The sequence below is a fragment of the Pokkaliibacter plantistimulans genome (assembly GCF_003194385.1).
In the GTDB taxonomy this organism is placed as follows: domain Bacteria; phylum Pseudomonadota; class Gammaproteobacteria; order Pseudomonadales; family Balneatricaceae; genus Pokkaliibacter; species Pokkaliibacter plantistimulans.
Window position 1 is genome coordinate 16,624 of record NZ_LAPT01000123.1, and the last position, 10,639, is coordinate 27,262.

General features: G+C 56.5%; 10 protein-coding genes. 7 read left to right on the forward strand and 3 right to left on the reverse strand.

Going from position 1 to position 10,639, the window contains the following annotated elements:
• From WH50_RS22540 to lysS, 4 genes are all read left to right on the forward strand, one after another.
• Complete coding sequence (locus WH50_RS22540; RefSeq protein WP_104155442.1) at positions 1-693, forward strand: ABC transporter permease; 693 nt, start codon at positions 1-3, stop codon at positions 691-693.
• Positions 694-706: 13 nt separating this feature from the next.
• Positions 707-1,876, forward strand: coding sequence for a beta-aspartyl-peptidase (gene iadA / locus WH50_RS22545; RefSeq protein WP_110189461.1), 1,170 nt, complete (start codon positions 707-709; stop codon positions 1,874-1,876).
• 210 nt (positions 1,877-2,086) lie between these two features.
• Positions 2,087-3,182, forward strand: a protein-coding gene (gene prfB / locus WH50_RS22550) for a peptide chain release factor 2 (RefSeq protein WP_110189462.1) whose coding sequence is annotated in 2 segments (ribosomal slippage) — positions 2,087-2,158 and positions 2,160-3,182 — 1,095 coding nt in all. Because the reading frame shifts where the segments join, the coding sequence is not laid out codon by codon here.
• Between the two features lie 85 nt (positions 3,183-3,267).
• Positions 3,268-4,767 carry a lysine--tRNA ligase gene (gene lysS, locus WH50_RS22555; protein ID WP_110189463.1) on the forward strand — a complete coding sequence of 500 codons (1,500 nt, stop codon included), beginning with the start codon at positions 3,268-3,270 and terminating at the stop codon, positions 4,765-4,767.
• A 117-nt stretch (positions 4,768-4,884) separates the two neighbouring features.
• Here the strand turns inward: lysS and WH50_RS22560 are convergent, their stop codons facing one another.
• The gene (locus tag WH50_RS22560) at positions 4,885-5,514 is read right to left on the reverse strand and encodes a hypothetical protein (protein ID WP_110189464.1); all 630 of its coding nucleotides are present in this window, start codon (positions 5,512-5,514) and stop codon (positions 4,885-4,887) included.
• A gap of 212 nt (positions 5,515-5,726) precedes the next feature.
• On the opposite strand from WH50_RS22560, the gene ung reads away from it, so the two are divergent.
• The gene (ung, locus tag WH50_RS22565) at positions 5,727-6,422 is read left to right on the forward strand and encodes a uracil-DNA glycosylase (protein WP_104155447.1); all 696 of its coding nucleotides are present in this window, start codon (positions 5,727-5,729) and stop codon (positions 6,420-6,422) included.
• 93 nt (positions 6,423-6,515) lie between these two features.
• Here the strand turns inward: ung and ygfZ are convergent, their stop codons facing one another.
• Complete coding sequence (gene ygfZ, locus WH50_RS22570; protein ID WP_165838524.1) at positions 6,516-7,565, reverse strand: CAF17-like 4Fe-4S cluster assembly/insertion protein YgfZ; 1,050 nt, start codon at positions 7,563-7,565, stop codon at positions 6,516-6,518.
• Positions 7,566-8,075: 510 nt separating this feature from the next.
• On the opposite strand from ygfZ, the gene WH50_RS22575 reads away from it, so the two are divergent.
• Positions 8,076-8,339, forward strand: coding sequence for an FAD assembly factor SdhE (locus WH50_RS22575; RefSeq protein WP_104155449.1), 264 nt, complete (start codon positions 8,076-8,078; stop codon positions 8,337-8,339).
• Positions 8,317-8,727, forward strand: coding sequence for a protein YgfX (locus tag WH50_RS22580; RefSeq protein WP_133251407.1), 411 nt, complete (start codon positions 8,317-8,319; stop codon positions 8,725-8,727). The genes WH50_RS22575 and WH50_RS22580 overlap by 23 nt, the downstream gene beginning before the upstream one ends.
• On the opposite strand, the gene nadB is transcribed toward WH50_RS22580, so the two are convergent.
• The gene (gene nadB, locus WH50_RS22585) at positions 8,722-10,380 is read right to left on the reverse strand and encodes an L-aspartate oxidase (RefSeq protein ID WP_110189467.1); all 1,659 of its coding nucleotides are present in this window, start codon (positions 10,378-10,380) and stop codon (positions 8,722-8,724) included. The two genes, WH50_RS22580 and nadB, sit on opposite strands and share 6 nt — an antisense overlap.
• Positions 10,381-10,639 lie beyond the last annotated feature (259 nt).

A 10,639-nucleotide genomic window follows, 5' to 3' on the forward strand; every position in this document is an offset into this window, starting at 1 on the left:
ATGGATTTTTCAATTATTGCGGATAACTGGCCGCTGTATATGCAGGGGCTGGGGCTGACCCTGCAGCTGGTCGCACTGTCTCTGGTGATCGGTTTCTGTATTGCACTGCCTTTGGCCCTGATGCGTCAGTCGAGCATCAAGGCGGTCAGCTGGTTCGCCTGGGGGTATATCTATTTCTTCCGCGGCACGCCTCTGCTGGTACAACTGTTCATCATCTATTTCGGTCTGGGGCAGTGGGAGTGGTTGAAAACCACCTGGGCCTGGGATCTGTTCAAGGAAGCGTACTTCTGCGCGTTGTTGTCTTTCACTCTCAATACCGCAGCCTACAGTGCCGAAATTATTCGCGGCGCCATTGCAGCCACACCGCATGGTGAAGTGGAGGCGGCCGTCGCCTACGGCATGAGCCCGTTCAAGCGCATGTTCCGCATTATTCTGCCCAGTGCTGCACGGCGAGCACTGCACGCCTACAGCAATGAAATTATTTTCATGCTGCATGGTAGTTCAGTGGCTGGCATCATTACCCTCAACGATTTGACCGGTGTTGCACGTTTGGTGAACTCCCGTTATTACAGCCCGTTTGAGGCCTTCCTGACGTCGGGGCTGATCTACCTGTGTGTTACGTTCGCTATTGTTGCGGCGGTCAAGGCGCTGGAAAATCGCTGGCACGCACACCTGCGTCCACGTACGGCCTGACAGGAGAATCCCCATGCTGACGCTGATCCGTAACGCTGATATCTATGCTCCGGCGCCGTTGGGTGTCCGCGATGTACTGATTTGTGATGGCCGTATTGCCGCGGTAGATGACAGGATCAGTCTGCAGGTATCGACCCCTCTGCTGGAGGTGGATGCCGGCGGACGCCGTCTGGTGCCTGGCTTGGTGGACTCTCTGGTGCATATCACCGGCGGTGGTGGCGAGGGCGGCCCTCATACCCGAACGCCTGAACTGCAGTTGTCCCAGGCCATCAGGGCAGGGGTGACCACTGTCATCGGTGCATTAGGAACCGATGCCGTGAGCCGTTCACTGGAAGATCTGGTCGCCAAGGCTCGGGCACTCAATCATGAGGGCATCAGTGCTTACTGTCACACTGGTTCTTATCAGATACCGGTGACCACCCTGACGGGCAGCGTCGAGCGTGACCTGATGCTGGTGGATGTCATGCTGGGAGTGGGTGAGGTAGCACTGGCGGATCACCGCTCATCGCAGCCGACCCTGAACGAGTTCAAGAAAGTCGTCGCGGCGGCGCGTGTCGGTGGCATGCTGGCGGGTAAAGCAGGTACGGTGCTGGTACATATGGGTGATGCCCCTGAGCAACTGGCGCTGATCGAGCAGCTGTTTGCCAGCACTGATATTCCCAAGCGGCAGCTGCAGGTGACTCATATCAACCGTAACCGCTCGCTGTTTGAGCAAGGCGTCGCCTTTGCCAGTGAGGGGGGCTTCATTGACCTGACAACCAGCACCTCCGAGCAGTTCCTTAAATGGGGAGAAGTGCCTTGTGGACAGGGGCTGTCGCGCCTGCTGGAAGCGGGGGTGCCCTTGTCGCAGATCAGCTTCAGCTCGGATGGTCAGGCCAGCCTGCCGGTCTTTGATGAGCAGGCCAATCTGATCGGGCTGGATGTGGGGCAGCTGGGTAGTCTGTGGGTGGCTGTGCTGGATGCGATCAGGGCGGGTGTGCCCTTCGCTGATGCCATTCAGGTGGCTTCTTTCAACCCGGCACGGCTGCTGGGCTTGCAGCGCAAGGGGCGTATTGCGGTCGGCGCTGATGCTGATTTGCTGCTGCTGGATGACAACCTGCACATCCATACCGTGATGGCCAGGGGCCATTTGCTGATGGCTGATCAGCAGCTGTACAGCTGTGGAACCTTTGAAAAAGTGTAGGTATATGTCGCCGCACACTTTGCTCGTCTGATAAGTACGTTAATCAGAAGCAGCGATTGGCTGCTTCTTTCTCCCCTGTATCCCGCCGTCCTGACGCCAAGCAGTTTCTGCTCAGTCATTTATCCATGGGCCATCTTCGGCTAAAATGCCCGGTTTGTTCGATCACTCATCTGATCATACCGTCACAGCTGAACAGACAAGGCCACGCTGATGGAAATCAACCCGATTGTTTTACGCATTAAAGACCTTCAGGAGCGCTCTGATGCGCTGAGGGGGTATCTTTGACTTCGATACCAAGAAAGAACGCTTGGTCGAAGTAACCCGCGAACTTGAAGACCCCACTATCTGGAACAATCCGGAAGTGGCGCAGAACTTGGGTAAGGAGCGAGTGGCTCTGGACCAGATCGTGACGACGCTGGAGAGTATGGAGCAGGGTCTGCAGGACGCCCGCGAACTGCTGGAAATGGCAGCTGCCGAGGAAGATGAAGACGCAGTGGCCGATGTCGAAACCGAACTCGACAGCCTGGCGACCGAGCTTGAGAAGCTTGAGTTCCGCCGTATGTTCTCCGGTGAGGCCGATCCCAACCACGCTTTCCTGGATATTCAGGCAGGCTCCGGCGGTACCGAAGCACAGGACTGGGCCAGCATGCTGCTGCGTATGTACCTGCGCTGGGGTGAAGCCAAGGGCTTCAAGACCGAAATTATCGAAGTGTCTGATGGCGAAGTGGCGGGTATTAAGAGTGCCACCATCCGCTTCGAAGGCGAGTATGCCTATGGCTGGCTGCGTACCGAAACCGGTGTTCACCGTCTGGTGCGTAAATCACCGTTTGACTCCGGCAATCGTCGTCATACCTCGTTCTCTTCCGTTTTCGTGTCGCCTGAAATCGATGACAACGTCAACATCGAAATCAATCCGGCTGACCTGCGTGTTGACGTCTACCGTGCCTCCGGTGCCGGTGGTCAGCACGTTAACCGAACTGAGTCCGCGGTGCGTATCACCCACGTTCCTACCAACACGGTAGTGGCGTGTCAGAGCCAGCGCTCACAGCACCAGAACCGTGATTTCGCCATGAAGCAGCTGAAGGCGAAACTGTACGAGCTGGAGATGCAGAAGCGTCGCGAAGCCGCACAGGAGCTGGAAGACTCCAAGGCCGACATCGGTTGGGGCAGCCAGATTCGCTCCTACGTACTGGATGACGCGCGGATCAAGGATCTGCGTACCGGCGTAGAGACTCGTAATACCCAGTCGGTGCTGGATGGTGACCTGGACAAGTTTATTGTCGCCAGTCTCAAGGCCGGTCTGTAAGCGATAGCGAAACGAAACAGGGCTGTGGCAGACACAGCCCCTTTCCACGTAACAGGATCTATACCTGCAACAGGATTTACCCCTGATGAGCAATGAAAGCAAAACTGTCTCTGTTGAGCAGGACGAAAACAAACTGGTCGCCTTGCGCCGCGAGCGCCTTCAGCAGCTGCGTTCCAAGGGCGTAGCCTTCCCTAACGATTTCCGCCGTGATCACTTCCTTGGCGATCTGCTCTCGCAGTATGGCGACAAGAGCAAGGAAGAGCTGGAAGCGCTGGGCCTGAAGGTGAAGGTGAGCGGTCGTCTGATGCTGAACCGTGGTGCTTTCATGGTGATTCAGGACGTCAGCGGCCGTCTGCAGCTGTACGTTAATCGCAAAGGTCTGGAAGCCGATGTGCTGGAAGACATCAAGACCTGGGATCTGGGTGATATCGTTGCCGCCGAGGGTGTGCTGCACAAGTCAGGCAAGGGCGACCTGTACGTTGACATGACTACGCCACGCCTGCTGACCAAGGCGCTGCGTCCGTTGCCGGACAAACACAAAGGTTTGCAGGATACCGAAATGCGTTATCGCCAGCGCTATGTGGACCTGATCAGCAATGAAGAGTCGCGCAATGTATTCCGTGTGCGCTCGCAGATCGTTGCCGGTATCCGCCGCTTTATGGGGGACCGTCAGTTCCTTGAGGTGGAAACACCCATGCTGCAGGTGATTCCCGGTGGTGCTTCAGCACGTCCGTTCATTACTCATCACAATGCGCTGGATCGTGACATGTACCTGCGTATTGCCCCTGAGCTGTATCTGAAGCGTCTGGTGGTGGGTGGTTTTGAGCGCGTATTCGAAATTAACCGCAACTTCCGTAACGAAGGCCTGTCTACGCGTCACAATCCTGAGTTCACCATGATGGAGTTCTATCAGGCCTATGCAGATTACAAAGATCTGATGGACCTGACCGAGGAGCTGCTGCGCACCCTGGCGCAGGACATTCTGGGGACCACGACACTGAAATATCAGGGTGCCGAGTACGATCTGGGTAAACCTTTCGTACGCATGAGCATGCTGGAGTCCATCGTGCACTTCAATCCGGAAATTCGTCTGGAGCAGCTGACTGACTTTGATCAGGCCAAGGCGCTGGCCAAGTCACTGCGAGTGGACGTCAAGCCGACCTGGGGTCTGGGTAAACTGCAGACCGAAATCTTTGAAGCTACTGCCGAGCACCGTCTGGATCAGCCCACCTTCATTACCGAGTATCCTGCTGAGGTGTCTCCGCTGGCGCGCCGTAATGATGACAATCCCCACGTCACGGATCGCTTCGAGTTCTTCATCGGTGGTCGTGAAATTGCCAACGGCTTCTCTGAGCTGAACGACCCTGAAGATCAGGCTGAACGTTTCATGCAGCAGGTAGCAGAGAAGGACGCGGGCGACGATGAGGCTATGTTCTATGATGCCGATTACGTTAATGCGCTGGAGTACGGCTTGCCCCCGACCGCTGGTGAGGGCATTGGTATCGACCGTCTGGTGATGTACTTCACTGATTCCGCATCCATCCGTGATGTGATCCTGTTCCCGGCCATGCGCCCGGAAGTGTGATGTACACCTGAGGGCATCTTTTCGCCTGACGCAAAAAACCGCAGCCATTGAGCTGCGGTTTTTTTTATGTCTGTTCACATGCTCCGGGTGTTGCTGAATCTTTAGGTTGCTGAATCTTCAGGGCATGGTAGGCGTGCCGGGCGCGGTCGTCGTAGCAGGAGGTGTAGATGACGGTATGGTGCTGCCGGGATGGGGGGCCGTGGGGCTGGATTTGATTTGCTTCAACAGGTTCTGCAAGCGCTCAAGGCGGGCCTTGCTGGCTTCGTTGGCGACATTCATGCGGCGGTTGTACTCATCAAACCAGGTGCGGGAGCCGCGTACCATATCACTCATTTCCTGCATGCCGGTCTTCAGATTGGTCAGAAACTCCTGATAGTTGCCTTCCTGTTCAATCATCAGTGCCAGCATCTGTGCAGAGCTGGAGGCGGCCACTCCCTGCTCGAGGGTATCCAGCATACTGGCCATCTGCTCTGCTTGCTGTTGTTGCTGACTCAGCAGTGTTTTCCAGTCCCGGTAATCGGTTTCGATACGCTGGGTGTCCTGTTGCCACTGGGTGCTCAGGGTATTGACCTTGGCTGACAGAGAGCTGACCGACGGTGTGGGCACCCAGAGCCACAGATTGACCGAGATAAGCAGAGATGCGGCAGCGAGCATCAGGGCCACCATGGGGATGCTCAGGGTTATCTTGAGATTGAGTCTGGTTTTTTTCTGGTCTTGCTCTGTGGGAGCCTGGGGTTCCTGCTTCATAAGTGCTTCCTGTTGCTGTCGACCGCCGTTCATCATTGTACAAAGGGGAGGGCAACGAAATAAGGTGTTTTCTTAGAGCGTATTCATGATCTGCTGCGCGTCGGCTAAACGGCTTTGCTGTAGCTGGCTGCACATTGGTTGTCAGCTCAGGCTGTGCTGTTACTATAGCCTGCTCCCGAGGGGAGTGTTCTACCGGTGGCAAGGAGATATGAATGACACTTCGTGTTGATCCCAGTTGGCAACCCTGGTTGGAAGCCGAATTGGCTCAGCCCTACATGTTGCAGCTCAAGCAGTTTCTGCGGGAGCAGAAGGATGCCCGCAAGGTGATCTATCCGCGCTCTCAGGACTGGTTTAATGCCTTCCTCTACGTGCCCTTTGAGCAGATCAGGGTGGTCATTCTGGGGCAGGACCCCTATCACGGCCCAGGGCAGGCTCATGGGTTGTGCTTCTCGGTATTGCCGGGCGTGCGGATTCCCCCCTCACTGCAGAACATCTATAAAGAGTTGCAGCGGGATCTGTCAGTGCAGCCTGTCGGGCATGGTTGTCTGATTCCCTGGGCTGAGCAGGGGGTAATGCTGCTCAATGCGGTGCTGACCGTAGAGCAGGCACAAGCAGGGGCGCATCAGGGCCGCGGCTGGGAGACATTCACTGATCATGTGGTGGAGCGTTTGAACCGCGAGCGGGATGGGCTGGTCTTTATGCTGTGGGGCAGTTATGCACAGAAGAAAGGGCGTGTGATTGATCGCAGCCGCCACTGCGTGCTGGAGTCCGTGCACCCTTCACCCTTGTCAGCGCACCGTGGATTTATCGGTAACGGACACTTTTCGGCTGCCAACCAGTGGCTGCAGCAGCATGGTCAGTCGCCTGTAGACTGGCAGTTGCCAGCGCAGTATCAGCTACCCGAATAGTCTCAGCGTCTGGCCGAATAGGTTCAGCGTCAGATACACAAGCCCATCTTATCGATGGGCTTGCTGCATTGCGCTGTCAGTTGCTGTGGGTATTCAGAGTTTTGGCCGATTACGTTCAAACACTTCGGGGTCGATGGTGTAGGGCAGCGGCTGGATGTCCAGCACCGCGCTTTCATCCCCGGCCAGCCAGCAGGGTTCGCCTTCTGCTTCCTGCTTGTACAGCACTGCCAGTAACGCATAGCGCCCGTCGCTGAGCTGGGCGACTCGTACCACCTGTCCCAGGTCTTCCTTGCTCTGGCAATGAATGGTTTGGCCAGCGCTGGGGCGTGAGGAGGTGCTCACTTCTGCGCGGAACAAATGGCGTTTCAGTTTGCCCAGATACTGCATGCGCGCCACGATTTCCTGGCCGGTATAGCAGCCTTTCTTGAAGCTGACACCGCCGACAGCTTGCAGATTCATCATCTGTGGAATGTGCTGCTCGCGTGTGGCCAGCGTCAGGTCAGGCAGCGCCGCAGCAATTTCCAGCGCTTCCCAGTGTTCGCTGCTGGCCAGATTGGCGTGTTCAGTCAGCGGTACCCAGAGCTTTTTCGCGACTTCAGGTTGAAGCCAGAGTTCAAAGCGTGGCTGTTCTCCGGCAACACGAATAATCCAGCTGCCGTCAATGGTTAGTACGTCATCGACATGTTCTGGCGCCGCATCGAACAGGGCGTACAGAATATTGTCGGCACCTTTGCCTGCCAGGCCCAGGCGGATAACCTCATCACTGTGATCCTGTAGCTGCGCTTTGAAGAAGACAATGTATTTGCTCAGTACCGCTCTGGTAGGTTCTACCAGCTCCCGACGCATACCGAACAGATAGCCGCTATCGGACTTCAGCAGACGAAACAGGCTGAGTAGTGAGCCTTTGGGATTGCAAAGACCGCCAAGGCTGGACTTGCTGGCGTTCAGTGCTGCGACGTTGCAGGTCAGCTGGCCTTGCAGAAATTTTTCTGCGGCTGCACCGTCGCAGCCAAGAATGCCCTGATAGGACAGATCCATCAGCCACGGGCGATCAGCCGGTGGTGTGGCGAAGTTGGTTTGGAAACCGTCATGGTTCCAGGCGGCACCTTGTTGTTCGAGAAAGGCTTGCCAGAAGCTGTTCATAGTTAGCCGTCGCTTGGGTACTGGTGGCGATAAATACAGGATTCTTTGGGTTTGTTCACGGTCTGCTGAACGCAATCGCGGCACTTTGATACTGCTCGCTATGGTATCGAGCATGGCACCTACACTACATCAGGCTGCCTTCGATCGCGTTAGCGAGGCAGGGCATGAACATACCTCATGAATGTCAGAATGGTCGCTACTATAGCAGATTTGTATACCGGGCCTGGAGCGTGTTCAGCATCTGCTGTGCGTTGATCTCTTGGTGTCGAGAAGCGCTTCGGCGTGCTTGCTTACAGCAATTAAATACCATGCTGAAGCCGGGATACGGGCTGCTATTGGATCAGCTGCCTTCGACATTCTGCTCGTTGCTGAAAATGGGGATGGAACGATCAGGATCAAGAGGGCGGCTAAAGTACCGGTCGCCAGCACGACGGCACTTGCCTATAATCGGCGCTCTTTCGGGTGCAGCCGTCAGCGGCTGCGGCCCCTGCTGCGAAGGTGCTGTAACTTATGTCTCAAGCCTATTCTGATCTGGATATCCGCCGTCTGCGCTGGCAGAGCCGTCGTGGCATGCTGGAGCTGGATGTCCTGCTGACCCCCTTTGTCGAAGAAGCTTTTGCCGATCTGGCCAAAGAAGATCAGGACCGTTATGTACGGCTTCTGGAGCAGGAGGACACTGACCTGTTCGCCTGGTTCATGCAGCATGACACGCCGGCTGATCCTGATCTGCAACGTATTGTACGGATCATCCTTGAGCGGGTTCAGCCAGCATAGTTTGCCTCTGATGGCCTCCCGTCAGCGTGTGGTCTTCCTGATTATCACGCTGGTCATGGCCATCTATGGCATCTGGCAGTCGGGCCTTGAATTCTGGCAGCAGGCTCTGCTCAGTCTGGCCGTGTTTGCCATGGCTGGCTGGGAATGGCGCTATGCCGCCAGGTTGCCAGTGGCGATGCGCTGGCGCGAGCAATTCTGGTGGCTGGGACAGGGGCAGGGGCGCTGGCAGGTGATTACACCTGTGCGGGTATGGATGATGCCCTGGGTGATAGTGCTGGATTATCGCGATGAGCTGCTGCGCCGACGATCACTACTGCTGTTCCGTGACAGCCTGCAGGGCGACGACTGGCGCCGCCTGCAGGTGAGATTACGCTATCAGAAGCTATGACGGGCGTTTGCCTGCCTGAGCCTGATGTCGCAGACCCGACACTGGCCAGGGATAGTTGATGGGAGCCAGAATGGTGTCCTTGGCTTCAGCCGCCTGCTGAGGATAGTCGAGAGTGTAATGCAGCCCGCGACTCTCCTTGCGCTGCATCGCTGAACGGATGATCAGGTCGGCTACCAGTGCCAGATTGCGCAATTCAATCAGATCGCGAGATACCTTGTAGTTGCTGTAGAACTCGGCGATTTCCTGCTTCAGCAAGTCAATACGGTGCTTGGCGCGCTGCAATCGTTTGTTGGTACGCACGATGCCAACGTAGTCCCACATGAATCGTCTTAACTCGTCCCAGTTGTGGGAAATGATCACGTCCTCATCCGAGTCTGTCACCTGGCTTTCATCCCAGGCCGGGGCATACGGCGCCTCGGCGGTGTGCGGATGCCTGGCGAGAATATCCGTAGCACAGGCCCGTGCATAAACAATGCATTCCAGCAGTGAGTTGCTGGCCAGTCGGTTGGCGCCGTGCAGTCCGGTAAAGGCGGTTTCACCAATGGCATAGAGGCGGCCAATGTCGGTCTGGCCACTAGTGTCTGTCATCACTCCGCCACAGGTGTAATGGGCAGCGGGAACTACCGGAATTGGCTCTCGCGTAATGTCGATGCCGTACTCCAGACAGCGCTCATAGACCGTCGGGAAGTGCTCGCGCACGAACTCAGCCGGTTTGTGTGAAATGTCCAGATAAACATGGTCGAGACCCAGACGTTTCATTTCATGGTCAATGGCACGGGCAACGATATCCCGCGGTGCCAGCTCTCCGCGCTCGTCGAAGCGGAACATGAAACGCTCACCGTTGGGCAGGGTAAGATGGCCCCCTTCACCACGTACCGCTTCGGTAATCAGGAAGGACTTGGCCTGCGGATGATAGAGGCAGGTCGGGTGGAACTGGTTGAACTCCAGATTGGCCACGCGGCAACCGGCACGCCAGGCCATGGCGATGCCGTCGCCAGAGGCGCCATCGGGATTGCTGGTATACAGATAGACCTTGCTGGCGCCGCCGGTAGCGAGAATGACAAAGCGGGCGCGAAAGACTTCTACATGGCCAGTATCGAGATTGAGCACATAGGCACCGGCACAGCCATTTCCTGCTTTGCCCAGCTTCTGATGAGTAATCACATCAACCGCCAGTCGATGATGCAGCAGCTTAATACCGGGGTGAGCCAGAGCCTGATTGATCAGTGTCTGTTCTATGGCTCTGCCGGTGGCGTCGGCCGCATGAATGATGCGGCGATGACTGTGCCCCCCTTCCTTGGTCAGGTGAAAGGGCAGGTTATCGGCTTCCGCCTGATGGTCGGGAGTAAAAGGCACCCCCAGCTGGATCAGCCATTCGATGGCTGAACGGCCGTTCTCGACGGTAAAGCGTACGGCTTCCGGGCGAGGCAGCCAGGCACCGGCGTCCATGGTGTCGCTGATATGACTGTCGACGGAGTCGCCTTTGTCGAGTACCGCGGCGACACCGCCCTGGGCCCAGAACGTTGAGCCACTGTGAAGTTCTGCTTTGCTCAGCACGGCTACCTTGAGGGTATCTGCCAGATGCAGTGCTGCAGTTAATCCGGCAGCTCCGCTACCGATTACCAGCACGTCAAAGTCGTAATGTGCAGCCATGGCGTTAACGATTTCCTGTTGTTATTGCTCTTTGCCCTGCGTCAGTACCCGCTCATTGCAAGTCGGGTGACGTCAGTCTGGTGGCCTGGGGTATACCGCAAAGAGTGATCAAGGCATTGAACTCAATATGATTCTCAGCGTCTCAAGCTGCCTGGCCGGAGCAGGCTACAGCTACCGTGCGCGGAACCCTGCAGCAGTAATGGTCATCAATAGTGGGCTTGCCGTGCTTAGCAGGCTATTGAAAATCTATCTGCGTTGC